Raw genomic sequence first — 23,964 nt, 5'->3', positions numbered from 1 at the left:
GATCCGCGGCGTCAAATCCGAGAGTTAATAGGCATATTCCATGAACACCGGCTCGATCGAGCCGCCCCAGCGCGTGTGGTAGGCCGACAGCATCTCCTCGGCGCTGGTGGTGCCGCGCGCCACGACTTCGTCCAAAGTGTTGAGGAACGAGGTCTCGTCATAGCCGTCGCGGTTCTTCTTGCCGCGGTTCTTCAGGCCCATGCGCGAAATGACAAGCACGTCACGCGCGATCTCGCGCAGCGTGGTGTTGCGGAACGGCGCGGAGATGCCCTGTTCCGGCACGGCATTGCGCATCGCCAGCGTTTCTTCATAGGTCCAGCTCGCGGTCAGCGCCTCGGCGGCATCGAGTGCCGCCTCATCATAGAGCAATCCGACCCAGAACGCCGGCAACGCGCAGATGCGCCGCCATGGCCCGCCGTCGGCGCCGCGCATCTCGAGGAAACGCTTCAGCCGTACGTCCGGGAACAGCGTCGACAGATGGTTTGCCCAGTCGCCCATCGTCGGCAGCCCGTCCGGCACTTCGTTGCGCGCGGCCCCGGCCATGAACTGGCGGAAGGTGATGTGCGTCATGTCGTGATAGCGGCCGTCGCGGATGACGAAATACATCGGCACGTCGAGCGCCCATTCGACATAGTCGGCGAAGCCGAACTCGGGCGAGAAGCAGAATTCGAGCAGGCCTGAGCGCTGGTTGTCGGTGTCGCGCCAGATGTCGCCCCGCCAGCTCTGCAAGCCGTTCGGGTGACTTTCGGTGAAGGGCGAATTGGCGAACAATGCCGTCGACAGCGGTTGCAGCTTCAGCGACACCTGCATCTTGCGGCGCATGTCGGCCTCGCTCTCGAAGTCGAGATTCACCTGGATCGTGCAGGTGCGGTACATCATGTCGAGGCCCTTGGTGCCGACCTTGGGCATGTAGCGCGTCATGATTTCGTAGCGCGATTTCGGCATTTTCGGCGTCTCGGCCAGCGACCATTTCGGGCTGCCGCCGAGGCCAAGAAAGCGGATGCCCATCGGCTCGGCGATCTCGCGCACCTGCGCCAGATGGGCATTGCCCTCGCGGCAGGTCTGATGGATAGTCTCCAGCGGTGCCCCGGAAAGCTCGAATTGGCCGCCGGGTTCCAGCGAAATCGCCCCCTGGCCGGTCGGTTCGACCAGGCCGATGATGCGGCCGTCATCGACAATCGGATCCCAGCCGAGCTTTTCCTGCATGCCTTCGAGGATGGCGCGGATGCCGCGCTCGCCGCCATAGGGCACAGGCGCGTTGCCGTCGACATAGAAGGGGAATTTCTCGTGCTCGGTGCCGATGCGCCACTTGTCGCGCGGCTTGTTGCCTTCGGCCAGGTGCTCGACGAGTTCGTCGACACCTTCTATCGGGCGGAAATCGGTCGTATCGCGCGCCATTTATAAGCCCTTTGCACATGATCCCGAAAATCGGCTTTCGATCTTCGCTGGGGATCATGTGCCCCAATGGAATGCTACAGCGTCCTTTGCGTGTCCGAAAGGACGCGCGGGCGCTTTAGGACGGTCGGACGACCGCCGGCGCTAGATGGACGAAATGTCAGTAGACGATCAAGCGAAAAATCCTGAGCCAGAGGTCAAGAGGAATTGAACGTTGCTTCTTCCCTTCTCCCCTTGTGGGAGAAGGTGGATCGGCGCGCAGCGCCGAGCCGGATGAGGGGTGGGTGACGGAGTACTGGCGGCGCCAAGCTGAAGCACCCCTCATCCGACCTCGCTTCGCGAGGCCACCTTCTCCCGCAAGGGGAGAAGGGAAGATCCCTCACCAGTCCCCGACCGTCGCCTGCATCACCGCGAGCGCGGCTACCGCTGCCGTGTCGGCGCGCAAGATGCGCGGTCCGAGCGGAATGGCGGTGACGAAAGGCAGCGCGCGCAGCATCTTGCGCTCGTCGTCGGAAAAGCCGCCCTCCGGCCCGACCAGCAGCCCAAGCTTGTTTTCCTTGACCGCCTGCAGCGCGGCCAGTGGATTGTTGGTCGACGCGTCCTCATCGCAGAAGATCAGCCGCCGTTCCTTGTCCCAGCCGGTCAGCAAGCGGTCGAATTTTTCCGCCTCGCGCACCCTCGGCACCGCCAGGATGCCGCATTGCTCGGCGGCTTCGACGACATTGGCGCGTAGCCGATCGATCGAAGGTTTTGCCACCTGCGTGTGCTGGGTGATGACCGGCTGCAGGATGCCGGCACCCATCTCGACCGCCTTTTGTACGAGATAATCGAGCCGGCCCTGCTTCAGCGGCGCGAAGCAGTAGACGAGATCGGGCAACTGTGGCTGCGGCCGTTGCAGCGCCGACACTTTTAGCCGCACCGCCCTTTTTGTCTTCGCCGCGATGGCCGCCGACCATTCGCCGTCGCGGCCATTGAACACCAGGATTTCGGCGCCTTCGCCAAGCCGCAGCACATGCAGGAGATAATGGCTCTGCTGTTGGCCGGCGTCGAACTCGACATCCGGTCCGAGATCGTCGGGCACGAACAGACGTTGCATCTTGTAATTGGCGCGCATCGCCGAGGAATGGGCGAGCCGGCCGCCTCCGTCAAGCCTCGGCGGTCGGATGCCACACCGGCCGAAAGCCATGCCGCAGCACGGCGAGCGTCGTCCCAGGCGTCAGCAGCGAGAGCGTCTTGCCTTTGAGCAGGCTAAAGTCGGTGGGCGGGCCATATCCCGCAAAAGACCAGCGCAGTGCCTTGCCGCCGCGCAAGGCATAGGCGTTGCCGCCATCCGCGACCACGGCGCCATCCGGCAGTCCGGCAAGCTCGTCAAGGCTCACCACTGGCGGCTTGCCACCCGACGCCGGCCGCTCCTTGTGCAGCCGCTTGTCGACCTGCGGCGCGCGCGGCTCGGCAATGCCGAAGGCTTCGCCGAAGCGGGTGACGAAATCCTTGGCCCGTTCGCGCTGGCAAAAGAAGCAGGGGCGATGTCCGGCAGCCAGCGCCGTCACCTCGTCGAGGAAGAACAGCTCGGTCCAGCCGGCCTTTCCGCCCGGCCGGTTTCGGCCCATCGGCTCGCGCCGCACATTGCGGAATTGGCAGACGCAGATGATCCAGGCTGGTAAAGCCCAGCGCTTCTTCAGCAATGTTTTCGTTTCCGGGTCATGGATGATGCCGCGATTGCCGGTGAACAGCCCGCGCTCGGGTACGGCGTGGATGGCGCCGAACGGATCGACCCGGTTCTGCAGTGGCATAGTTTTCTCCTGGAATACGCATCTTGGCTGCAATGCGGACGGCATGATATCGCTCGTCGCATCATTTTCATGTCAGCAGGGTTTTGCGATGCGGGTGCTGGTGGTCCAGAACTACGACAATACCGGCCTTGGTCAGGTCGGTGCAGCACTTGCTGAAGCCGGCGCCGATCTCGACCTGCGTCTTCCTTACAAAGGCGATCCCTTGCCGGATGACGCGACCGGGCATGATGCCATGGTGGTCCTCGGCGGTGGCCAGAATGCGCTGGCCGATGATGAATATCCCTATTTCCCGGCACTGCTCGAACTGACCCGCGATTTTGCCGACAAGGATCGCGCCGTGCTCGGCATCTGCCTCGGCAGCCAGCTCGTCGCCCGCGCCTTCGGCGGCGAGAACCGTATCGGCGGCGCCAATGAGTTCGGTTGGCACGGCGTGTCGCTGACGCCGGACGCCAAGGCCGATCCGGTGCTGGGCGCGCTGCCGGCAAAATTCCCGATCTTCCAGTGGCACGACGATACGTTCGTTTTGCCCGAAAACGCCGTACGGCTTGCCGGCAACGAGGTCGCCGAGAACCAGGCGTTTCGCGTCGGCCGCGCCGTCTATGGTTTCCAGTTCCATTTCGAGGCCGACCGGCCGATGGTGCAGGATTGGAGCATGTCCTTTGCCCCGATCATCGCTTCGCGCCATCCCGACTGGGCCGACAAGCTCGATGGCGAAATGGCCCTCAACGGACCTGACGCCGACGCCGCCGGCCTGGCCATAGCCCGCGCCTGGGTAGCGACCATCTGAGCATCCATCCTCAGCGTCCTGCCGCGTGACATAATTGGCACGCTGCAATGAATCCGCCTGGGGAAAACCGGTTTCATCCTTGGCTTGTGTCCATCCGCCATCCTAGAAGGCGCGCGCTTTGCATCTTTTGTGCAACCGCGATGAACCTTTGTGTGACCCGCGCGACACACCGTTGAAACAGAACATGCCTAGAAGCGCGAAATCGTCGAAAGTTTGAAGCGAATTCTCCGTTTCAACGCATTGGTAACCGCCTCGTGCACAGATGCAGAAAGCTCAACAAGAGATGACGTCCGTGAAAGCAGCGCTTCTGTCCTTTGCCATGTTGTCGGCCATCGTGCTGTGCGGCCTCGGCATTTATGCCGCCGACGCGGCCAACAACCACAACGCCGTCGACGGCTACGGCGTCACCGCCTCTCTGCGCTAAAGCCGGGGCTGCGCCACGAGCCGAAGCGTCTTTCGCGCCCTCTGACGCGACGCTCAGGCTTCCTTAAAGGTCATTGTCAGGATGCGTTTGTCCGAGCCGTCGACGACGAGCGCGGTCAGCATCCCTGATTGCCAGGCAAGCGTGTCGACATTGACGCGGTTGGCCATTACTTCCGCCTCGGGGACCGGCGTGTGGCCGTGCACGACGATCTTCGGATAGAGCCCGGTGTGATCGTGGAAGACGTCGCGGATCCAGATCAGGTCCTGCCGGTTTTGCCTGTCCAGGGGAATGCCCGGCCTGATACCGGCATGGCAGAAGAAGAAATCGCCCAGTGTCAGCGAAAACGGCAGCGACCGCAGGAAGTCGATGTGGCTTTCCGGCACGGCCTCGACCAGCGCCTGATGTCCTTTGCGCACGGCGGACTCGGCTTTGCCGAACCATACGCTGGCGCCTTCACTGATCGCCACGCCATAAGACTGTGCCGTCTGGATGCCGCCGAAGCGGATGAAAAGCCCGTCCGGGTCAGGGGTCTTGAGAAATTCGAGAAAACCGATGTCGTGGTTTCCGGCCAGCATCAGATGGCGGGGGTCGCGCTCTCGCGCTTCGATCAGGAAGTCGATGACGCCCTTCGAGTCCGGCCCGCGGTCGACATAGTCGCCCAGATGGACGACGCGCCAGTCGGCAGGCGCGTCCTGTTCGATCTCGGCCTTGATGCGCTGATGCATGGCGGCCAAAAGGTCGAGGCGGCCGTGGATGTCGCCAATAGCGTAGACACGCATGCCGTCCGGCCCATGCGCGTCGAGAAAGTGGATGCCGGGTTCCGTCAACGTCGCGTCGTCTCCGTGGTCGGGTTGTCACGGAACTCTAGCGCCGGAGCTGGTCCTTGCCCATGTCGGTGACCAGACGCTTTCCGCACAGCGCCAGCGTGATGTCCATCTCTTTTCGGATGATTTCCAACGCCTTGGTAACCCCTTCCTTGCCAAGCGCACCCAGGCCGTAAAGAAATGGCCGGCCGATATAGGTGCCCTTGGCGCCGAGGCAGAGTGCCTTCAGCACATCCTGGCCGGAGCGGATGCCGCCATCCATATGCACTTCGATCGTGTCGCCGACCGCATCGGCAATCTCTTCAAGCACGCCGATCGATGATGACGCACCATCGAGCTGGCGTCCGCCATGGTTGGAAACGATGATCGCGTCGGCGCCGGTCCTGGCCGCCATCAGCGCGTCTTCCTTGTCGAGAATGCCTTTGAGGATCAGCTTGCCGCCCCAGCGCTCCTTGATCCAGTCGACATCCTTCCACGACAGCTGCGGATCGAACTGCTCGTTCGTCCATGAACCAAGCGATGAGACGTCGCCGACACCCTTGGCATGGCCGACAATGTTGCGGAAGGTGCGGCGCTTCGTGCCGGCAATGCCCATCAGCCAGCGTGGGCGCATGGCGATGTTGGCGATGTTGGCGAGCGTCATCTTGGGCGGCGCCGACAGCCCATTGCGGACATCCTTGTGGCGCTGGCCGAGAATCTGCAGGTCGAGCGTTAGCACCAGCGCCGAGCATTTCGCCGCCTTCGCCCGGTCGATCAGATTGATCACGAAATCCTTGTCGCGCAGCACATAGAGCTGGAACCAGAACGGCTTGCTTGTCACCGAGGCGACATCCTCGATTGAACAGATGCTCATCGTCGACAGGGTGAAAGGCACGCCGAACTCTTCCGCCGCCTGCGCGGCCAGCATCTCGCCATCGGCGTGCTGCATGCCGGTCAGGCCTGTCGGGGCCAGCGCCACCGGCATCGACACCTTCTCGCCGATCATGGTCGATTCCAGCGAGCGGTTGCTCATGTCGACCAGCACGCGCTGGCGGAACTTGATCTTCTGAAAATCCTCCTCGTTGGCCCGATAGGTGCTTTCGGTCCAAGCGCCGGAATCGGCATAGTCGAAGAACATCTTCGGCACGCGCCGGCGTGCGAGATCCTTGAGGTCGGCGATGGTCAGGATCTGGCTCATGGGATTCCCGTTTCGATAGTTAGGAGCGTTTGCGTGCAGGTTCGGTATCGGCGGCGTCGACGCGCTGTTTCAGCCTCAGCCGGGAGACGCGCTGCCAATCGCCGCTGCGCTCGGCCTCCGCCATCGACCGTTCGACATAGGTGATGTGGTCCATTGCCGCTTGCCGGGCGGCGGCCGGGTCGCCGGCCTTCACCGCTGCATGGATCGCCCGATGCTGCGCAAGCAGCGCCTCGCGCGCGCCGGGCACGGTGAACACCAGCAGCCGGTTCTGGAACACCCCTTCCGACAACAGCCGATAGCAGGAGCGCAGCGTGTGCAAAAGGATGATGTTGTGCGCGCATTCGCAGATCGCGTGGTGGAACTCGACGTCGATCTCGGCCTCGTCGTCGAAGTCGTCGGTCCGGTGCGCATCGTCCATGCGTGCCATGATCTTGTCGAGCAGGGCTATGTCGTCCGGCGTGGCGCGCCGCGCCGCGTATTCAGCCGCGATCCCTTCGATCTCGCGGCGGTATTCCAGGTAGTCGGTCACGGCCTTGCGGTGCATCGAGATCAGGTCCGTCACTGGCTTGGTGAACAGCTGGCCGATGACATCGGCGACATGCGTGCCGCCGCCGGGCCTTGTCGTCAAAAGGCCGCGCCCCTCCAGCGTCTTCAGGGCGTCGCGCAGGATCGGCCGCGACACGTCGAACTGGCGTGCAAGCTCGCGCTCGCCCGGCAACCGGTCGCCGGTGCGCAGCACGCCTTCGAGGATGAGACTCTCGATCTGCTGCACCACCTCGTCGGCGGTGCGAGAATGCTCGATCCTGGAAAAAATGTCGCTCAACTCAATGCCTGGAAGGTGAACCGGTGTCGCGCAGGATAAAGCCTGCGTCGCCAACTGGTCAAATTATTTATCCAATTGGTCGAAGCGTGTCGATTTCGCCGCCAGTCGCCATATCGTCTTCGGCTAAACTTTGCTGTTTGCGTCATCGGGCTATTGGTCTAGAGGGACGCGAGTGCAACAGGGTTCAAGGGAACCCCGGGGGACAAGCCGTGTCAGACGACCCGCCCGATCTCGAGTTCCAGCCGCGCGCCAAGGGCAGCGTCATGGGGTTTCCCGCGCATGAGGGTCGGCCCGGCGCGCTTGGCGAGGTCCACGCCCGACCTCATCCGTTGATCGAAAAGCCGCGCATCCTGGTGCAACTCGCCTTCATGACGGAGGGCGGCTCCGGCGTCGACCATGCGGTGCTCTCCGAATTGTCGCGACGCCTCGGCATCGCCGCACCCGACCGCCAGGCCCGCCACCACGCCATGAAATGGGGCAAGGGCTCGCTGCGCTGGGAGCGGCACACGGAATTCTCGACCTATCTGTGGGAGGGGCCGCTCTCCGAAAGCGGCAGGGCGCAGGAGGACTCGCCGTTCGGCAATGGTTTTTCGCCGCCAGGTACCGTCATTTCCGGCATCCGGCTCGAAATCCGCAAATGGACGCAGGCGAGCGAGCGGCTGATCGCCGGCTTCGACCCGACCAGCCTGTGCTACTCGCTGGTCGAGCGCGGCAACGCCGCCATCGTCACGGACTTCCGCCAGGACGGCGACGGCATGACGCGCATGCTGGTTCTCGATCGGGGCCTGACCCCGGCCCGCACCGGCGCGCTGTCGCAACGGCTGATCGACATCGAAACCTACCGGACGCTCGCCATGCTCGGCCTGCCGTTGGCGCTGACCTTGTCCGGCCGCGCCCGCCGCATCGAGGACCGGCTGGCGCAGACCACGCGGGAGATGAAGGTCACCGAGACCCGCGACAGCCAGACCTTGCTGGCCGATCTCACCGAACTCGCCGCCGAGCTGGAGGCGGACGCCGCTTCGAGCCTTTACCGTTTCGGCGCCAGCCGCGCCTATGACGGCATCGTCGTCGAGCGGTTGGAAGCGCTCGAGGAAGAGGCCGTGCCCGGCTACGACACATGGCGCGGGTTCCTGCAGCGCCGGGTGGCGCCCGCCATGCGCACCTGCCGCTCGGTCGAGGAGCGGCAGGAAAATCTGTCGCGAAAACTGACCCGCGCCACGACGCTGCTGCGTACGTGGGTCGATGTCGAGGTCGAGAAGCAGAATCGCGACCTGCTCGCCTCGATGAACAACCGCGCCCGTCTGCAACTGCGCCTGCAGCAGACCGTCGAAGGGCTCTCGGTCGCCGCCGTCTCCTATTATGTGGTTGGCCTCATCGGCTATGTCGCCAAGGGCGCCTCGATCTTCGGCCACGCCTTCGCCCCGGAAGTCGTCACCGCCGCCTCGGTGCCCGTCGCCATCCTGCTGGTCTGGTGGGGCGTGCGCCGCGTGCGCCGGATGCATTCCGAACCTGGCAAGCACCCGGGCGAATAGCGCCGGATTTCCGCCGTGGAAGCCTGTATGGCTCGACTTCCCACCAAGGCAGGATTTGCAACCGGCGCGCTTCACTGGTAAAAGATTTTGACCAGTCAAGCGAAACGAGGCTGCTGATGTCCGGCCTGGCCATGCCGAAACCAGACGACGCCACGATGCGCCGGCGCGACGAGATCGTCGCCGACATGCGCATCATCGTGCCGGGCGAGGGCGTCGTCGATGCCGCCAATTCCATGCGTGCCTTCGAGAGCGACGGCCTGACCGCCTATCGCCAACTGCCGCTGGTTGTCGTTTTGCCGCAAACCGTGGCGCAGGTTTCCCGCGTGCTGAAATACTGCAACGACCGCAATATCCGCGTCGTACCGCGCGGCTCCGGCACCTCGCTGTCGGGCGGCGCGCTGCCGCTCGAGGATGCAGTGCTTTTGGTGATGAGCCGCTTCAACTGTATCCTCGAGATCGATTTCCCCAATCGCGTCGTCGTCGCCCAGCCGGGCGTTACCAATCTCGGCATCACCACGGCCGTCGAGCAGGAGGGCTTTTACTACGCCCCCGATCCATCCTCCCAGATCGCCTGCTCGATCGGCGGCAATGTCGCGGAGAATTCCGGCGGCGTGCACTGCCTGAAATACGGCCTCACCGCCAACAATGTGCTCGGCATCGAGATGGTGCTGATGAATGGCGAAGTGGTGCGGCTGGGCGGCAGTCACCTCGATGCGGAAGGCTACGACCTGCTCGGCGTCATGACCGGCTCCGAAGGGCTGCTCGGCGTCGTCACCGAGGTAACCGTGCGCATCCTGAAGAAGCCGGAGACGGCACGTGCACTGCTGATCGGCTTCCCGACCAGCGAGCAGGGCGGCCAATGCGTCGCCGACATCATCGGCGCCGGCATCATTCCGGGCGGCATGGAAATGATGGACAGGCCGGCGATCCACGCGGCCGAAGATTTCGTCCATGCCGGCTATCCCCTCGATGTCGAGGCGCTGCTGATCGTCGAGCTGGACGGACCTGGCGTCGAAGTCGATCATCTGATCGGTCTGGTCGAGGCGATCGCCTACAAGAACGGCTCGACCACCTGCCGCATTTCGCAGTCCGAGCAGGAGCGGCTCAGCTTCTGGGCCGGCCGCAAGGCGGCATTTCCTGCAGTCGGCCGCATCTCGCCGGACTATTACTGCATGGACGGCACCATTCCGCGCAAGGAACTGCCGCGCGTGCTCGCCGGCATGCGCGAACTGTCGGAGAAATACGGCCTCGGCGTCGCCAATGTCTTCCATGCCGGCGACGGCAATCTGCATCCGCTGATCCTCTACGATGCCAACGTGCCGGGCGAGCTCGACAAGGCCGAAAGCTTCGGCGCCGACATCTTGCGGCTGTGCGTCAAGGTCGGCGGCGTCTTGACCGGCGAACACGGCGTGGGCGTGGAAAAACGCGACCTGATGCCGGAAATGTTCAGCCAGGTCGACCTCGACCAGCAAATGCGCGTCAAATGCGCCTTCGATCCCAACCATCTGCTCAACCCGGGAAAAGTCTTCCCGCAACTGCGGCGATGCGCCGAGCTTGGACGGATGCACATTTCCGGCGGCAAGCTGCCGTTTCCGGACATTCCGAGGTTTTGAGGGTGCATGTCAGCGCTTGAGCACCCCCCTCTGTCCTGCCGGACATCTCCCCCTCAAGGGGGGAGATTGGCTGCCACGTCCGACTTCGCCACTCTCCGCCGTCGGCAGAAGGGCGAGGCGCGCAATCTGCCAATCTCCCCCCTTGAGGGGGAGATGTCCGGCAGGACAGAGGGGGGTGCCAAGGAACGCGGCGTCTCCGCACTCGCGGGTGCGTCGCGTCCATGACCACCTTCACCCCCACCACCCCATCCGAAGTCCTGTCCACCGTCGCCTGGGCGGTGGCGCAAGAATCACCGCTGGAAATCCTTGGCCATGGTTCCAAACGTGGCATCGGCCGCCCGCTGCAAACCGAACACACGCTCGACCTGTCGAACCTCTCCGGCGTCATGCTCTACGAACCGGCCGAGCTGGTGCTGTCGGCAAGAGCCGGCACGCCGCTCGCCGAGATCGAGACGCTGCTGGCGGAAAACGGCCAGCAACTTGCCTTCGAGCCGATGGACTACGGCCCGCTGCTCGGTGGCGAGGCCGGCAAAGGCACGATCGGCGGTGTGCTCGCCGCGAACCTTTCCGGTCCGCGCCGGCTCAAGGCGGGTGCCGCGCGCGACCATATTCTGGGCATCCATGTGGTGTCCGGCCGTGGCGAGGCGTTCAAGTCGGGCGGTCGCGTGGTCAAGAACGTCACCGGCTATGACATGTCGAAGCTGATGGCCAACAGCTGGGGCACGCTCGCCGTATTCACCGACGTCACCTTCAAGGTGCTGCCGGCCGCCGAGACCGAAGTCACGCTCGCGATCCGTGGGCTGCTCGATGATGCCGCAGCAAGCGCCATGGCGCTGGCGCTCGGTTCCAGCGCGGAAGTGTCGAGCGCTGCCCATCTGCCCGAGCGGATCGCCGCGCGTGTCGCCGGCGGCGCGCTCGGCAACGAGGCAGCCACGCTGCTGCGCGTCGAAGGCTTTGGCCCGTCCGTCGCCTATCGCGTCGCCGCGCTGAAAACGCTGCTCGGCGGGGCCGGGCCGCTGGAGGAGATTGGCAGCGAGGCTTCACGGCTGATCTGGCGCGATGTGCGCGATTGCAGGCCCTTCGCCGACAACAGCGAGAAACCGGTGTGGCGGGTCTCGATGGCGCCTTCTCAGGGCCATCAGATGGTGTTGACGCTGCGTATGCAGGCAGCCGTCAGCGCCTTCTACGATTGGCAGGGCGGACTGGTTTGGTTGCGCATGGAACAGGGCGATCCGGAAGCCGCTTTGCTGCGTGGGCTGTTGAGAAAACATGGCGGCGGCCATGCGACGCTGGTGCGCGCGGCACCTTCGCGTCGCGCCGCCCTGCCGGTGTTCGAGCCGCAGCCGCCCGCACTTGCCGCACTATCGGCGCGCCTGAAGCAGGAATTCGACCCGAAGCACATCCTCAATCCCGGCCGCATGGCCTAGGACCCAGCGCGATGCAGACCAATTTTTCGCTTGCCCAGCTTGCCGATCCGCATGTCGCGGAATCCGAAAAGATCCTGCGCAAATGCGTGCATTGCGGCTTCTGCACCGCGACGTGCCCGACCTATGTGACGCTGGGCAACGAGCTCGATTCGCCGCGCGGACGCATCTACCTGATCAAGGACATGCTGGAGAACGGCCGCCCGGCCGACAAGCAGATTGTCACTCATATCGACCGCTGCCTGTCCTGCCTCGCCTGCATGACCACCTGCCCGTCGGGCGTCAATTACATGCATCTGGTTGACCATGCCCGTGCCCATATCCAGGAAACCTACAAGCGGCCGCTGCTCGACCGCCTGACCCGCGCCATGCTGGCCTTGGTGCTGCCTTATCCCCAGCGTTTTCGCGCTGCGCTCAAGCTTGCGAAGCTGGGCAGACCGTTCATCGGCCTGTTCGACAAGGTTCCGGCGCTGAAACCGCTCGGTGCAATGCTCAAACTCGCGCCAGCATCGATCCCGGCAACCTCGCCGATGACCTCGCCAGGCGTCCATGCCGGGCAGGGGAGCAAAAAAGGCCGCGTCGCCATCCTCACCGGCTGCGCGCAGTCCGTGCTCGATCCCGCCATCAATGAGACGACGATTTCGCTGCTGACGCGGCTCGGCGTCGAGGTCGTGGTGCCGCCGGGCGAGGGCTGCTGTGGTGCGCTGGTCCATCATATGGGGCGCGAGCAAGCCGCCCTTGCCTCGGCGAGACAAAATGTCGACGCCTGGACGCAGGCGATCGACCAGGGCGTGCTCGATGCCATCGTCATCACCGCGTCGGGTTGCGGCACCACGATCAAGGATTACGGCTTCATGCTGCGGCTGGATCCGGCCTATGCCGACAAGGCCGCGCGTGTGTCGGCGCTGGCTAAGGACATCACCGAATATCTGACCGGCCTCGAGCTGCCCGAGCCGATGCGCAAGCCGGGCACCGTCGTCGCCTATCACTCGGCCTGCTCCATGCAACATGGCCAGAAGATCACCCGCGAGCCGAAGGAGCTGCTGGCCAAGGCCGGTTTCGTCGTGCGCGAGCCGCGCGAGGGCCATCTGTGCTGCGGTTCGGCCGGCACCTACAACATCCTGCAGTCCGAGATTTCGGCCAAGTTGCGCGACCGCAAGGTGAAGAACATCGAGGCGACGGGGGCTTCGATCGTCGCCACCGGCAACATCGGCTGCATCACGCAGATCGCCTCCGCCGCGAAGCTGCCGGTGGTGCACACGATCAAGCTGCTCGACTGGGCTTACGGTGGACCGAAGCCGGAAGGTGTCCCCGAGGAAGGGCTGGTTGCGGCTGAGTAGCGTGGCGCGCTGTCAGAGTTACGGCAAATCCCCCTCATCCGGCCGCTTCGCGGCCACCTTCTCCCCGTTGGGGGAGAAGAGATTTGCGCCGGCGGTGACAGCCTCCTCTCCCCTCGGGGAGAGGTCAGCCGAGCGAAGCGGAGGCTGGGTGAGGGGGCCTTGGCGCCGCCCTGTCCTTACTCCGCCGCGAGCCTGTCGGCCGTGCCGTAGGTCGCCTCATAAAGCGCGCGCTGGCGGCTGAGCGCGACCATCGTGTTGCGCAGCAGGATGGCAACCGTGATCGGGCCAACGCCGCCCGGCACCGGGGTGATCCAGGAGGCGACCTCGCGCACGCTTTCGGTGTCGACATCGCCGACGATGCGGCTGGAACCGTCAGGGCCGATCTCGGAATTGATGCCGATGTCGATGACGGCAGCACCCGGCTTGACCATGTCGGCCTTGATCAGCCGCGGCTTGCCGACGGCGACAAACAGCGCGTCGGCGCGCCGCGCATGCGCGGCGACCGATCGCGTCATGTGGTGGCAGACCGTAACCGTGGCGCCTTCGCTCATCAGCAGGAAGGCGATCGGCTTGCCGACAATCTCGGAATGGCCGACGATCACGACTTCCAGTCCCTTGAGGTCGAGGCCGGTTTCCTTCAGCAGTTCGACCGAGGCGGCCGCCGTGCAGGGGGCGAGGTCGAGCTGGTTGTAGACGATGTTGCCGATCGAGGCTGGATGCATGCCTTCGACATCCTTGAGCGGGTGCACCGCCGCCTGCAGCGTCTTGATCGGGATATGCGCGGGCACCGGCCGCTGGATGATGATGCCGGTGACGCGCGGGTCGGCGTTCAGGCCGTGGATGGCCGCTTCCAGTTCGCCTGAGGTAATGGTGGCGGGAAAGCGCCGCTCCTCGAAATCGATGCCGGCGAGCTCAGCCTTGGCGCGCTGGTTGCGCACATAGACGTCCACCGCCGCGGTGTCGCCGACGGTGATCGAGATCAGCTTGGGCGGAAAACCCTCGGCTTTGGCGATCGCGGCATCCTCGCGGACAGTGGCAATGATGCGCTGGGCGACCGGGCCGCCCCGGAGATAACGGCTGTCTTCGGACAGGGGCATGGTGGACCCTTTTGTGGAACTTGCCACCGAGATAGCAAAAGAATGCGGCGAAGGGCAGCATGAAAGCGAACCGCTATGCCCGTTGCGCGACGCGTGGGTGAACTTTGCCCTCGATTTTGCTCAAAAACGGAAAGGGCAGCGCGGTTTCCCGTGCTGCCCTTCCTGACCGGCCGCATCCCCATACGGCCCGTCCCCCGTTATCCCTAAACTGGCCTCGAAAAGCGGACTGCTTTGCCGGCCAAGTGATTCGCAGGACCTATTATATCACCTCGACCGTGGTTCCGACATTGACCCGTTCATAGAGGTCGACGACGTCCTCGTTGCGCATGCGGATGCAACCCGATGACACCGCGCCGCCGATCGTCCATGGCTGGTTGGTCCCGTGGATACGGTACTCCGTGGTGCCGAGATAGAGCGCGCGTGCACCAAGCGGGTTCTCCATGCCGCCGGCCAGATAGGTCGGCAGATAGCGGCCCTTGGCGGCTTCGCGCTTGATCATCTGCGCCGGCGGGCGCCAGTCCGGCCATTCACGCTTGTTGGTGATCTTGTGCGTGCCCGACCATTCGAAGCCCGGCTTGCCGGTGCCGACGCCATAACGCCGCGCCTTGCCGTCCTTCTCGACGAGGTAGAGGAAATTCTGGGTGGTATCGATGACGATCGTGCCCGGCTTCTGCCCTCCGTCATAGTCGACTTCCTGCGGCAGGTAGATCGGGTTGATTTGCTGGCGCGTGGCCACGCGTTTGGCCGGTGGTTGCACCGCCGCCGTCTGCACCTGGTCGGACTGCGCCGAGCGCAGGCGCCGCTGTTGCTGCTGCTGCACCACCTGGCGGTTCTGGCGTACGATGCCGGGCGCGTGGCCAAGCTGCAGCACCCAGGGTGCGGAAAGGTCGGGGCTCATCATCACCGGCGGCCTGTCGGCATAGCGGTCGCCGGCGGTTGAGGGCGTGACGCCGGCGGCAAGCACAGCCACGGCGCCGAGCACGGGAAACAACATTGTCTTCATCGGAACGCACCTTGATCGTCTGATACAAACGGGTGGAAACGTCCTCCCGGTTCGGCGATCATTGGTGCGCAAGCAGCAACCGAAACATGAATCGGAATGCGTAAAATGCGGCTTTGTCAGTAAACCTTTTGGTGTGGTTACCGCCGGGTTCAGGAATCTGGTAAAGCCGCGGTAAATGCAGCGCAAAAGCGCATTAACGAACGGATTTTGGCAATGAACAAGGAAAATACCGGTCTGCTCGCCGGTCCCGACGGTGTCGCGCGCTGCTTCTGGCACGGCAATCTGCCCGACTATCTGCACTACCATGATCATGAATGGGGCCGGCCTGTGGCCGACGATCGCAGGCTGTTCGAAAAGATCTGCCTCGAAGGCTTTCAGTCGGGCCTGTCATGGCTGACCATCCTGCGCAAGCGGGAGAATTTTCGGCAAGCCTTCGCCAATTTCGAATTCGACAGGGTCGCCGCTTTCACCGACAAGGATGTCGAGCGCCTGCTCGGCGATGCCGGCATCATCCGCCATCGCGGCAAGATCGTCTCGACCATCAACAACGCCAAGCGCGCCCGCGAAATGGCCGATGAATTCGGCTCGCTGGCCGCCTGGTTCTGGAAGTTCGAACCCGGCAAGGAGGAGCGGCCCGAAATCGTCGACCTCGCCCATCTGCGCGCCAACCCGACCACGGCCGTCTCGGTCCGCATTTCGAAGGAGCTGAAGAAGCGCGGCTGGAGCTTCGTCGGCCCGACCACGGTCTACGCCTTCATGCAGGCGATGGGTCTGGTCAACGACCATCTCGAGGGCTGCGTCTGCCGCAAAGAGGTCGAGAAGGAGCGGAAGGCCTTCAGACGGCCGAAATAGGGCTCAGGTGCCGTTGGCGCTGGCCAGCACCAGGCCGGCGACGATCGCCACCACCGTGGCCACGGTCGGATAGATCACCAGCAGGCCCGTCATCAACGCGTCGCGCATGGATGGGTCCTTGCCCGCATCGGCGGGCACTTCGAAAGGACCGGCAGCCTGGCCGACCATTTTCGGAGCGTGGATGTCGGCCGGGCGCAGGCGTGCGGGCAATTCGGCATCGCCCTCGATGGCATGGACTCTTGCTGTGCTGATCATGGCCCCGAACCCCTCATTTCGGCGCGTTTATTGCTTGCGATTGTGTCGGCACGATGCCGCACCCATGGCGGGATTGTTTCATTTCGGTGCGGTTTGGTTTCAGAGGCAAATGAAACGAAGGCGAGAACTCACGCACTTCGCCTCGAAAGGGACGGAGATGGTACGCCTCGGCGCCCTTGCCGCACAAAGCCGCTTCGGCTAGGACACGCGCACTCGAAACAAGTCCGTATTTACCAGCAAAAGACACCAGCTCATGGCCGACAAATCGGAAAAGACGAAAGCGCGACTGCCGCGCGGTTTTGCCGACCGCAGTGCCGAGGACATCCGCGCCGTCGAAAAGATGATGGCGACAATCCGCTCGGTCTATGAGCTTTATGGGTTCGAACCGGCCGACCAGCCGCTGATCGAATACACCGATGCGCTCGGAAAATTCCTGCCTGACCAGGACCGGCCGAACGAAGGCGTGTTCTCCTTCCAGGATGACGACGACCAGTGGCTGTCGCTGCGCTATGATTTGACCGCGCCGACGGCGCGGTACGTCGCCGAGAATTACGAGCGGCTGCCCAAACCCTATCGCAGCTATCGCTCCGGCTGGGTGTTCCGCAACGAAAAGCCCGGTCCCGGCCGCTTCCGCCAGTTCATGCAGTTCGACGCCGACACGATCGGCACGCCGGGCGGGATCGGTGGCGCCGCCGCTGACGCAGAGATGTGCATGATGATGGCCGACGTGATGGAGAAGCTTGGGATCAATCGGGGGGAGTACGTCGTCCGCGTCAACAATCGAAAAGTGCTCGACGGCGTGCTGGCGGCCATCGGCCTCGGGGGCGATGAGAACGCCGGCCGAAGGCTGCAAGTACTCAGGGCGATCGACAAGCTCGACAAGTTTGGCCCAGAAGGCGTGAAGCTTCTGCTGGGACCGGGGCGCTGGGATGGCGGCAAGGAAGGCGAGGGAGACTTCGCCAAGGGTGCCGGGCTGGACGAGAAACAGATATCTTGTTTTGAACCCCTGTTAACGTATCAGCGTGATCAGAGTGAAATCTCAGTCGCAATTGCGACCGAAGACGCTCTGAAGCCGATCTTTGTAAAAGTGCGAAGAGACGAAAATAGGGTTCCTGTATCGCCGTCACCAGCCGCCCAGAAATGCATCGATCAGTTCGGTTGGGAAAATGCCAGTGCCTTAGGTTACCTGAGTTCGATGTACGATCGTATCGAGAACGCATTCCCCGAAAGCGCTAGCATATTCGCTACGGGGGGCGTCGGACATCAAGCCTATAGCGAGCTTTCGCAGATTGCAGCGCTGGCGCAAAGCGCGGGCTACTGTCAGGACAGAATTCAAGTAGCCATCGACCCGTCCGTCGTGCGCGGCCTCGAATACTACACCGGCCCCGTCTTCGAGGCCGAACTGCTGGCCGAGATCCCCAATGAGGATGGCCAGATCGTCCGCTTCGGCTCGGTCGGCGGCGGCGGGCGCTATGATGGCCTCGTCTCGCGCTTTCGCGGCGAGCCGGTTCCGGCCACCGGTTTTTCCATCGGTGTTTCCAGGTTGATGACGGCGCTGAAGAACCTCGGCAAGCTCGACAGCGCGGATGTGATCGCGCCGGTCGTCGTGCTGGTGATGGACAGGGACACCGACAGCCTTGGCCGCTACCAGAAGATGGTGGCGGAGCTGCGTGCCGCCGGCATCCGTTCGGAAATGTATCTCGGCGGCGCCGGCATGAAAGCGCAGCTCAAATATGCCGATCGCCGCGGCTGCCCGGTCGCCATCATCCAGGGCGGCGACGAGCGCGCCAAGGGCGAGCTGCAGATCAAGGACCTGATCGAAGGCGCGCGCATGTCGGCCGAAATATCAGACAACGCCGAATGGCGCGCCGCCCGCCCGGCGCAAGTGACTGTGGCGGAAGGCGAGCTGGTCGCCGAGGTGAGGAAGATTTTGGCGGCGCAGGCCGAGGAGAGGGCTCGTGGCAAGTAGAGGCCGCGCTCTACGGCGCCCCCCTCTGCCCTGCCGGGCATCTCCCCCTCTAGGGGGGAGATCAGATGTCGCCTCGGCTTTCGCCAATCTCCAACGTTGCAAGGGGAATGCCATCGGCGAAGCTGCCGATCTCCCCCCTAGAGGGGGAGATGCCCGGCAGGGCAGAGGGGGGCGCCGTAGAGCGCCGGCCTTCGCCTGGATCGTTAGCACCTCTGATTTGGGACCAGTGGGTCGGAGTGCATCGAGGTCTGCAGGATGACCTCCCGCTACCCCGCCATCTCCACCGACATCACCAACCTCTTCGCCTCCCGCAACACACATGCGGTCGAAGTCGCCATATTGCAGCCGGCGGACCCGTTCCTCGACATGGCCGGCGAGGATTTGCGCCGCCGTATTTTCCTGACCGAAAGCGAGACCGGCCAGACATTGTGCCTGCGGCCGGAATTCACCATTCCGGTCTGCCTTGACCACATCCACTCGCAGGCCGGTACGCCGCGCCGTTATTCCTATCTGGGCGAGGTGTTTCGCCAGCGCCGCGAAGGCGGCAACGAGTTCTTCCAGGCCGGCATCGAGGATCTCGGCGATCGCGATACGGCTGAAGCCGATGCCCGCTCGGTGGCCGACGCCCATGCGCTGCTGTCGCTGGTGCTGCCTGGCCAGGCGCTGGCGATCACGCTCGGCGACCAGACCATTTTCGAGGCGGTGCTGGCTGCCCTCGGGCTGCCGCGCGGCTGGCGCATGCGCCTTGCCCGTGCCTTCGGTTCGGCGCCGATGCTGGAGGCGGCTCTCGCCGACCTCGCCAACCCGCCGCGCAACAGCCAGCTCTCCGGCCCGGTCGCCGCCCTCGTCCTCGACGGTGATCTGGATGGTCTTTCCGCCCACATCGCGACCGGCATGGAAGAAGCCGGCCTGTCGGCGTCCGCCGGACGCTCGCCATCCGACATTGCCCGGCGGCTGATCGAGAAGGCCGAATTGCGCAGCGTGCGGCTGTCGAACGAGGCTTTCGCCGCGCTGAAGGGTTTTCTGGCAATCGACGTTCCGCTCGATGGCGCGGCCCAGGCGCTGGAGAGCTTCGCTAGGGGCGCCGGGCTTTCGCTTGATACCGCGCTGGAGAAATTCGCCGCCCGTGCCAAGGCGATCGAGGCGCATGGCCTGCCAGCCGAAAAAATCCGCTACGATGCCGCCTTCGGCCGCCCGCTCGATTATTACACGGGCTTGGTCTTCGAGATCGCGGCGCAAGGTGGCGACCGGCCGCTGGTCGGTGGCGGCCGCTATGACCGGCTACTGACCTTGCTTGGCGCGAAGACGCCGATCCCCGGCGTCGGCTTTTCCGTCTGGCTCGACCGCATCGAGGCGCTGCGGGAGGCGGTGCAATGATCACGCTGGCGATTCCATCCAAAGGCCGCCTGAAAGAGCAGGCGTTGGAAGTGCTGGCCAAAGCCGGCCTCGCCGTCAGCCTGCCCGGCGACGAGCGCAAGTACCACGCCCGCGTCGAGGGCCTGGACAATGTCGAAGTGGCCTTCCTGTCAGCCTCCGAGATTGCAGGCGAGATCGGCCAGGGCGCGGTCGATCTCGGCATCACCGGGGAGGACCTGGTGCGTGAAAACCTCTCCGACTGGGAGACCCGCGCCGAAATCGTCGCCCGTCTCGGCTTTGGCAATGCCGATGTCGTGGTCGCCGTGCCGGACATCTGGCTCGACGTCGATACCATGGCCGACCTCGACGACGTCGCCGCCGATTTCCGCCAGCGTCACGACAGACGGCTGCGCATTGCCACCAAATACTGGCGGCTGACTCAGCAATTCTTCTCGCAAAAACACGGCATCCAGGTCTACCGCATCGTTGAGAGCCTCGGTGCCACCGAAGGCGCGCCGGCGGCGGGGCTGGCAGACGTCATCGTCGACATCACAACCACCGGCTCGACGCTGCGCGCCAATCATCTCAAGGTGCTGGGCGATGGCCTCGTCCTGCGCTCGCAGGCCTGTCTGGTGGCGTCGAAGAAGACACGCGCGCCGGCGGATGAAGCGGTCCTGCGCGACATTGCCGCGAAGATGGCGGGTGCGGCCGGATAGCGGCGGGGCCACTACCCTCCCGGCTCCGAACCCAGCTTGACAAAACCCTGACAGCGGCCCCTCTGCGGTGTCGGTAGCTTTGCGCCGGGGTTTTTCCTGCATAGGAATTATTTCCTTGACTGGTGACGGCAGCTATGGTATATTTTTGCCTATGGTGCTGATTTGCGCCAGTGACCCGCCGCCCAGGCGGGTTTTTGCGTTTTGAAGCTTCGTCAACCAACGCGAAGGCTCCGAAGCATCGTTGACCGGATCGTTGCCCTGCCACGACTATCGGCGGGATTTTCACCACCCCTTCGGGCTGATAGGCTCGGCTAATACGTGTCGCCCAAATGACCTCGGTTTTGGGAGAACGACATGCATAAAAACAAAGACCTAAAGCGGGTCGCATGGATCCGTTTCAGCGCGACGCGCTTTAGTCCCGGGAGGAGAGAGCGGTGCCAGTCAATCTCGACGAGCTGAAGAACGCCAGCAATCTGCGCGGACGCGGAGCGCGCAATGGCGGCACCTTCGTAGCACCCGTCGATGGCAAGGCGCATGTCTCGGGCGAGCGCAGCGTGCCGTTGCTCAACAAGACAATTCCCGCGCTGTTTTCCGACACAGCCAGCAAATATGCCACGCAAGACGCCGCCGTCTTCGTCGACCAGGATAAGCGCTTCACCTGGAGTGAACTGTCGGACACGGTCGACGCTCTGGCCGCCGGCTTCCTGGCGTTGGGCCTCGAAAAAGGCGATCGCGTCGGCATCTGGTCGCCAAATCGCTGGGAATGGCTGGTGACGCAATTCGCCACCGCCCGCATCGGCCTGATCCTGGTCAACATCAATCCGGCCTACCGGCTGACCGAGCTGGACTATGCGCTGAACAAGGTCGGCTGCAAGGCGCTGGTCACCGCTGCCAGGTTCAAGACGTCGGACTATCTCGGCATGATCGAGGCGCTGGCGCCGGAGATCGCCAAGGCCACGCCCGGCAAGCTCAAGGCGCAAAAACTGCCGGCGCTGAAGATCGTCATCCGCATGGGCGAGGAGAATTCGCCCGGCATGTTCAATTTCGGCGATGTGCTGGCCATGGCCGGCCGCGACGAGCATGATAGCCTCGACCGCATCTCGGAAGGGTTGAAGCCCGGCGACGCCATCAACATCCAGTTCACGTCAGGCACCACAGGAGCCCCCAAGGGCGCGACGCTGACCCACAACAACATCGTCAACAACGGCAATTTCGTCACTTCGGCCATCAAACTGACCGTCGACGACCGGCTCTGCATCCCGGTGCCGCTCTATCACTGCTTCGGCATGTCGATGGGCACGATGGGCTGCGTCACGAAGGGCGCAACCATGGTTTTCCCGGGCGAGGGGTTCGATGCCGGCGCGACGCTGAGGGCGGTGGCTCAGGAACGCTGCACCGGGCTCTACGGCGTGCCGACTATGTTCGTGGCACTCCTCGATCACCCGGATTTTTCCGCCTTCGATCTCTCCAGCCTGCGCACCGGCATCATGGCCGGATCGCCATGTCCGATCGAGGTGATGAAGAAGGTGGTATCGCTGATGCATATGGAACAGGTGACCATCGCCTATGGCATGACCGAAACCAGCCCGGTCTCGTTCCAGAGCGGCGTCGACGATCCGCTGGAAAAGCGCGTCTCGACCGTCGGGCGCATCCACCCCCATGTCGAGGTCAAGGCGGTCGATGCCGATGGCGCCACCGTCGCCGTCGGCGCGCCGGGCGAGCTTTGCACGCGCGGCTATTCGGTGATGAAGGGCTACTGGGACGACGACGACAAGACCCGCGAGGCGATCGACGCCGACGGCTGGATGCACACCGGCGACCTCGCCACCATCGATGCCGAGGGCTATTGCAACATAGTCGGCCGGGTCAAGGACATGGTCATCCGCGGCGGCGAGAACGTCTACCCCAGAGAGGTCGAAGAATTCCTCTACCGCCATCCCAAGGTGAAGGAGGTGCAGGTGTTCGGCATTCCCGACGCCAAATATGGCGAGGAGCTGTGCGCCTGGATCGTGCTCAAGCCAGGCCAGATCGCCACCGAACAGGAGATCAAAAACTTCTGCGCCGGCCAGATCGCCCACTACAAGATCCCGCGCCACATCCGCTTCCGCACCGAATTGCCGATGACGGTGACCGGCAAGCCGCAGAAGTTCCTGATGCGCAACGCGATGGTCGAGGAGCTGGGGCTGGTGACGCAGAAGACGGCGTGAGCGAGGGCGGCGCTTCAATTTGTCCGGGGCGCTGGGTGCAGCCAGGTCGCGATCCTGCGGCATCATCTGGAGCGCGTTGTTTGTCAGGGGGCGAACGCCGGCCGTCGGGGCCTGCCGGATATTCTCCAAGGTGCTCCCACATGGGTTTTCCGCAAGGTTCGCAGAAACGATAGGGGCTTGAATGAGCGGTTTCAGACGATCGGTGACTTCTTATGCGATGCCCTTGGCCGCCTTGGTGATGGCTGTTGCGGTCAGGGCAGGCGGGCTGTCGGCGGACGAAGGTTCGCTGAGCGTCAGGATACTCGTCGGAGCGCTTTCGAGTGCGATTATGTTCACCACCATTTTCGTGGTGCTCGACCACGCCGAGGCGGTGGCTCGACGTGTAGGAGAGCCCTACGGCACATTGGTGCTGACTTTTGCCGTGACGGCGATCGAGGTGTCGATCATCGTTTCCATGATGCTGCATGGAGAGAACAACCCTACGCTTGCACGTGAGTCCGTCTTTTCAACGGTGATGATTGCATCTACCGGCGTTGTCGGCACGTGTCTCGCGCTTGGCGGCTGGCGTCATCGCAAGCAGGCAATTGTCCGACAAGGGACCAGCGCATATTTGGCGGTTCTGATCGCACTGACCATCATGACGCTTATTCTGCCAACCTACACACAAACTACGGGGCCGGGCACATTTTCAGCAGCTCAACTTGGCTTTGTGAGCGTGCTTTCGGTGCTGCTTTATGCAAGTTTTGTGTTCGCGCAGACTGTCCGGCACCGAGACGACTTTATCGAAGGGCAGGCGCACGGCGTTTCGCTGCGGACTGCCCCTCACGAAAGCGTCCTTGCCAGCACCTTGCTGCTGTTGATCGGGCTGATTGGCATTGTCATGCTCGCCGAGCAAGTCGCCGCAGGTGTTGAAAATACGCTCGTTGCCTATCAGGTGACACAAGCTGACAGTATTGTGGGGGCATTGATCGCCGGGCTGGTTTTGATGCCAGAGGCCATTTCGGCGGTTCGCGCTTCACTCAACAATGAGCTGCAACGCGGTTTGAATGTCGCGATGGGTTCCGCTTGCGCTACTATTGGTTTGACAATACCGGCGGTCGCAGCCGCCAGCCTGCTGACGGGAAGAGGGTTAACCCTGGGGCTTCCAGCGACTGACACAGTGCTTCTGATTTTAGCGCTCTTCATATGCAACGTGAGCTTTAGCACCGAAAGAACAACATTCTTGACGGGTACGGTCCATATCGTGGTATTTTTTACTTATTTATTTCTTATATTTGTACCATGAAAAATTTGGCTCAGGCTGGCAATGAGATGCGGCGACGAGGAACTGGGGCTGGTGGTGCGGAAGACGGCCTGAGGGCCGGCTTAACTTTGTGG

General features: G+C 63.5%; 22 protein-coding genes. 13 read left to right on the top strand and 9 right to left on the bottom strand.

The features are described 5' to 3' along the window. Nucleotides 1-24: 24 nt before the first annotated feature. The 3 genes from ACSQ3L_RS29385 to ACSQ3L_RS29375 form a co-directional block, all read right to left on the bottom strand. The gene (locus ACSQ3L_RS29385) at nt 25-1,398 is read right to left on the bottom strand and encodes a glutamate--cysteine ligase (RefSeq protein ID WP_436163099.1); all 1,374 of its coding nucleotides are present in this window, start codon (nt 1,396-1,398) and stop codon (nt 25-27) included. A gap of 376 nt (nt 1,399-1,774) precedes the next feature. Next, a complete protein-coding gene (locus ACSQ3L_RS29380; RefSeq protein ID WP_436163098.1) occupies nt 1,775-2,509 on the bottom strand; it encodes a 16S rRNA (uracil(1498)-N(3))-methyltransferase in 735 nt (244 codons plus the stop codon). 31 nt (nt 2,510-2,540) lie between these two features. Continuing rightward, nucleotides 2,541-3,188, bottom strand: a complete 648-nt coding sequence (locus ACSQ3L_RS29375; protein ID WP_436163097.1) for a hypothetical protein — start codon at nt 3,186-3,188, stop codon at nt 2,541-2,543. An 88-nt stretch (nt 3,189-3,276) separates the two neighbouring features. On the opposite strand from ACSQ3L_RS29375, the gene ACSQ3L_RS29370 reads away from it, so the two are divergent. Together ACSQ3L_RS29370 and ACSQ3L_RS29365 are read left to right on the top strand one after the other, a co-directional pair. Beyond that, nucleotides 3,277-3,975: a type 1 glutamine amidotransferase gene (locus ACSQ3L_RS29370; RefSeq protein ID WP_436163096.1), complete on the top strand. Its 699-nt coding sequence runs from the start codon at nt 3,277-3,279 to the stop codon at nt 3,973-3,975. A 292-nt stretch (nt 3,976-4,267) separates the two neighbouring features. Continuing rightward, nucleotides 4,268-4,399, top strand: a complete 132-nt coding sequence (locus tag ACSQ3L_RS29365) for a hypothetical protein (protein ID WP_013893872.1) — start codon at nt 4,268-4,270, stop codon at nt 4,397-4,399. Nucleotides 4,400-4,452: 53 nt separating this feature from the next. On the opposite strand, the gene ACSQ3L_RS29360 is transcribed toward ACSQ3L_RS29365, so the two are convergent. From ACSQ3L_RS29360 to ACSQ3L_RS29350, 3 genes are read right to left on the bottom strand one after another with little or no spacing between them, the layout of a single operon-like run. Next, the gene (locus tag ACSQ3L_RS29360) at nt 4,453-5,226 is read right to left on the bottom strand and encodes a metallophosphoesterase (protein WP_436163095.1); all 774 of its coding nucleotides are present in this window, start codon (nt 5,224-5,226) and stop codon (nt 4,453-4,455) included. Between the two features lie 37 nt (nt 5,227-5,263). Next, nucleotides 5,264-6,400 carry an alpha-hydroxy acid oxidase gene (locus ACSQ3L_RS29355; protein WP_436163094.1) on the bottom strand — a complete coding sequence of 379 codons (1,137 nt, stop codon included), beginning with the start codon at nt 6,398-6,400 and terminating at the stop codon, nt 5,264-5,266. A gap of 19 nt (nt 6,401-6,419) precedes the next feature. Beyond that, nucleotides 6,420-7,223, bottom strand: a complete 804-nt coding sequence (locus ACSQ3L_RS29350) for a FadR/GntR family transcriptional regulator (protein WP_436163093.1) — start codon at nt 7,221-7,223, stop codon at nt 6,420-6,422. Nucleotides 7,224-7,432: 209 nt separating this feature from the next. Here ACSQ3L_RS29350 and ACSQ3L_RS29345 point away from each other — a divergent pair, with 209 nt between their 5' ends. The 4 genes from ACSQ3L_RS29345 to glcF all read left to right on the top strand — a co-directional run bounded on the left by ACSQ3L_RS29345 (nt 7,433) and on the right by glcF (nt 13,132). Continuing rightward, nucleotides 7,433-8,755, top strand: coding sequence for a DUF3422 family protein (locus ACSQ3L_RS29345; RefSeq protein WP_436163092.1), 1,323 nt, complete (start codon nt 7,433-7,435; stop codon nt 8,753-8,755). A 116-nt stretch (nt 8,756-8,871) separates the two neighbouring features. After that, nucleotides 8,872-10,368: an FAD-linked oxidase C-terminal domain-containing protein gene (locus ACSQ3L_RS29340; RefSeq protein WP_436163091.1), complete on the top strand. Its 1,497-nt coding sequence runs from the start codon at nt 8,872-8,874 to the stop codon at nt 10,366-10,368. A gap of 221 nt (nt 10,369-10,589) precedes the next feature. Next, nucleotides 10,590-11,795: a glycolate oxidase subunit GlcE gene (glcE, locus tag ACSQ3L_RS29335; RefSeq protein WP_436163090.1), complete on the top strand. Its 1,206-nt coding sequence runs from the start codon at nt 10,590-10,592 to the stop codon at nt 11,793-11,795. An 11-nt stretch (nt 11,796-11,806) separates the two neighbouring features. Next, nucleotides 11,807-13,132, top strand: coding sequence for a glycolate oxidase subunit GlcF (glcF, locus tag ACSQ3L_RS29330; protein ID WP_436163089.1), 1,326 nt, complete (start codon nt 11,807-11,809; stop codon nt 13,130-13,132). 176 nt (nt 13,133-13,308) lie between these two features. Here the strand turns inward: glcF and ACSQ3L_RS29325 are convergent, their stop codons facing one another. Further along, the gene (locus ACSQ3L_RS29325) at nt 13,309-14,229 is read right to left on the bottom strand and encodes a bifunctional 5,10-methylenetetrahydrofolate dehydrogenase/5,10-methenyltetrahydrofolate cyclohydrolase (protein ID WP_436163088.1); all 921 of its coding nucleotides are present in this window, start codon (nt 14,227-14,229) and stop codon (nt 13,309-13,311) included. On the opposite strand from ACSQ3L_RS29325, the gene ACSQ3L_RS29320 reads away from it, so the two are divergent. Beyond that, on the top strand, nt 14,228-14,395 hold the full coding sequence (locus ACSQ3L_RS29320) for a hypothetical protein (protein ID WP_436163087.1): 168 nt from the start codon (nt 14,228-14,230) through the stop codon (nt 14,393-14,395). The genes ACSQ3L_RS29325 and ACSQ3L_RS29320 overlap by 2 nt on opposite strands. Before the next feature lie 93 nt (nt 14,396-14,488). Here ACSQ3L_RS29320 and ACSQ3L_RS29315 read toward each other — a convergent pair whose 3' ends face one another. Then, the gene (locus ACSQ3L_RS29315; protein WP_436163086.1) at nt 14,489-15,232 is read right to left on the bottom strand and encodes a L,D-transpeptidase; all 744 of its coding nucleotides are present in this window, start codon (nt 15,230-15,232) and stop codon (nt 14,489-14,491) included. Nucleotides 15,233-15,445: 213 nt separating this feature from the next. On the opposite strand from ACSQ3L_RS29315, the gene ACSQ3L_RS29310 reads away from it, so the two are divergent. Beyond that, entirely contained in the window at nt 15,446-16,084 is a 639-nt protein-coding gene (locus tag ACSQ3L_RS29310) for a DNA-3-methyladenine glycosylase I (RefSeq protein WP_436163085.1), read from the top strand. Nucleotides 16,085-16,087: 3 nt separating this feature from the next. Here ACSQ3L_RS29310 and ACSQ3L_RS29305 read toward each other — a convergent pair whose 3' ends face one another. After that, nucleotides 16,088-16,339: a hypothetical protein gene (locus ACSQ3L_RS29305; protein WP_436163084.1), complete on the bottom strand. Its 252-nt coding sequence runs from the start codon at nt 16,337-16,339 to the stop codon at nt 16,088-16,090. A gap of 253 nt (nt 16,340-16,592) precedes the next feature. On the opposite strand from ACSQ3L_RS29305, the gene ACSQ3L_RS29300 reads away from it, so the two are divergent. The 5 genes from ACSQ3L_RS29300 to ACSQ3L_RS29280 all read left to right on the top strand — a co-directional run bounded on the left by ACSQ3L_RS29300 (nt 16,593) and on the right by ACSQ3L_RS29280 (nt 23,872). Beyond that, a complete protein-coding gene (locus ACSQ3L_RS29300; protein ID WP_436163083.1) occupies nt 16,593-18,308 on the top strand; it encodes a histidine--tRNA ligase in 1,716 nt (571 codons plus the stop codon). 255 nt (nt 18,309-18,563) lie between these two features. After that, nucleotides 18,564-19,685, top strand: coding sequence for an ATP phosphoribosyltransferase regulatory subunit (locus ACSQ3L_RS29295; protein WP_436163082.1), 1,122 nt, complete (start codon nt 18,564-18,566; stop codon nt 19,683-19,685). After that, a complete protein-coding gene (hisG, locus tag ACSQ3L_RS29290) occupies nt 19,682-20,380 on the top strand; it encodes an ATP phosphoribosyltransferase (RefSeq protein WP_436163081.1) in 699 nt (232 codons plus the stop codon). The genes ACSQ3L_RS29295 and hisG overlap by 4 nt, the downstream gene beginning before the upstream one ends. A gap of 434 nt (nt 20,381-20,814) precedes the next feature. Continuing rightward, nucleotides 20,815-22,587, top strand: coding sequence for an AMP-binding protein (locus tag ACSQ3L_RS29285; protein WP_436163080.1), 1,773 nt, complete (start codon nt 20,815-20,817; stop codon nt 22,585-22,587). 181 nt (nt 22,588-22,768) lie between these two features. Then, on the top strand, nt 22,769-23,872 hold the full coding sequence (locus tag ACSQ3L_RS29280; RefSeq protein WP_436163079.1) for a calcium:proton antiporter: 1,104 nt from the start codon (nt 22,769-22,771) through the stop codon (nt 23,870-23,872). The last annotated feature ends 92 nt before the right edge of the window (nt 23,873-23,964 follow it).

The sequence above is a fragment of the Mesorhizobium sp. LjRoot246 genome, from assembly GCF_964254115.1.
Classification (GTDB): Bacteria; Pseudomonadota; Alphaproteobacteria; order Rhizobiales; family Rhizobiaceae; genus Mesorhizobium.
This window is presented reverse-complemented; position numbering and strand designations above follow the sequence as displayed.

What these genes read in the sequence shown, in the direction of transcription:
- ACSQ3L_RS29385 (WP_436163099.1), bottom strand. Translation starts at nt 1,398, where the DNA reads ATGGCGCGCGATACGACCGATTTCCGCCCGATAGAAGGTGTCGACGAA.
- ACSQ3L_RS29380 (WP_436163098.1), bottom strand. Translation starts at nt 2,509, where the DNA reads ATGCGCGCCAATTACAAGATGCAACGTCTGTTCGTGCCCGACGATCTC.
- ACSQ3L_RS29375 (WP_436163097.1), bottom strand. Translation starts at nt 3,188, where the DNA reads ATGCCACTGCAGAACCGGGTCGATCCGTTCGGCGCCATCCACGCCGTA.
- ACSQ3L_RS29370 (WP_436163096.1), top strand. Translation starts at nt 3,277, where the DNA reads ATGCGGGTGCTGGTGGTCCAGAACTACGACAATACCGGCCTTGGTCAG.
- ACSQ3L_RS29355 (WP_436163094.1), bottom strand. Translation starts at nt 6,400, where the DNA reads ATGAGCCAGATCCTGACCATCGCCGACCTCAAGGATCTCGCACGCCGG.
- ACSQ3L_RS29340 (WP_436163091.1), top strand. Translation starts at nt 8,872, where the DNA reads ATGTCCGGCCTGGCCATGCCGAAACCAGACGACGCCACGATGCGCCGG.
- glcE (WP_436163090.1), top strand. Translation starts at nt 10,590, where the DNA reads ATGACCACCTTCACCCCCACCACCCCATCCGAAGTCCTGTCCACCGTC.
- glcF (WP_436163089.1), top strand. Translation starts at nt 11,807, where the DNA reads ATGCAGACCAATTTTTCGCTTGCCCAGCTTGCCGATCCGCATGTCGCG.
- ACSQ3L_RS29320 (WP_436163087.1), top strand. Translation starts at nt 14,228, where the DNA reads ATGGTGGACCCTTTTGTGGAACTTGCCACCGAGATAGCAAAAGAATGC.
- ACSQ3L_RS29325 (WP_436163088.1), bottom strand. Translation starts at nt 14,229, where the DNA reads ATGCCCCTGTCCGAAGACAGCCGTTATCTCCGGGGCGGCCCGGTCGCC.
- ACSQ3L_RS29315 (WP_436163086.1), bottom strand. Translation starts at nt 15,232, where the DNA reads ATGAAGACAATGTTGTTTCCCGTGCTCGGCGCCGTGGCTGTGCTTGCC.
- ACSQ3L_RS29310 (WP_436163085.1), top strand. Translation starts at nt 15,446, where the DNA reads ATGAACAAGGAAAATACCGGTCTGCTCGCCGGTCCCGACGGTGTCGCG.
- ACSQ3L_RS29305 (WP_436163084.1), bottom strand. Translation starts at nt 16,339, where the DNA reads ATGATCAGCACAGCAAGAGTCCATGCCATCGAGGGCGATGCCGAATTG.
- ACSQ3L_RS29300 (WP_436163083.1), top strand. Translation starts at nt 16,593, where the DNA reads ATGGCCGACAAATCGGAAAAGACGAAAGCGCGACTGCCGCGCGGTTTT.
- ACSQ3L_RS29295 (WP_436163082.1), top strand. Translation starts at nt 18,564, where the DNA reads ATGACCTCCCGCTACCCCGCCATCTCCACCGACATCACCAACCTCTTC.
- hisG (WP_436163081.1), top strand. Translation starts at nt 19,682, where the DNA reads ATGATCACGCTGGCGATTCCATCCAAAGGCCGCCTGAAAGAGCAGGCG.
- ACSQ3L_RS29280 (WP_436163079.1), top strand. Translation starts at nt 22,769, where the DNA reads ATGAGCGGTTTCAGACGATCGGTGACTTCTTATGCGATGCCCTTGGCC.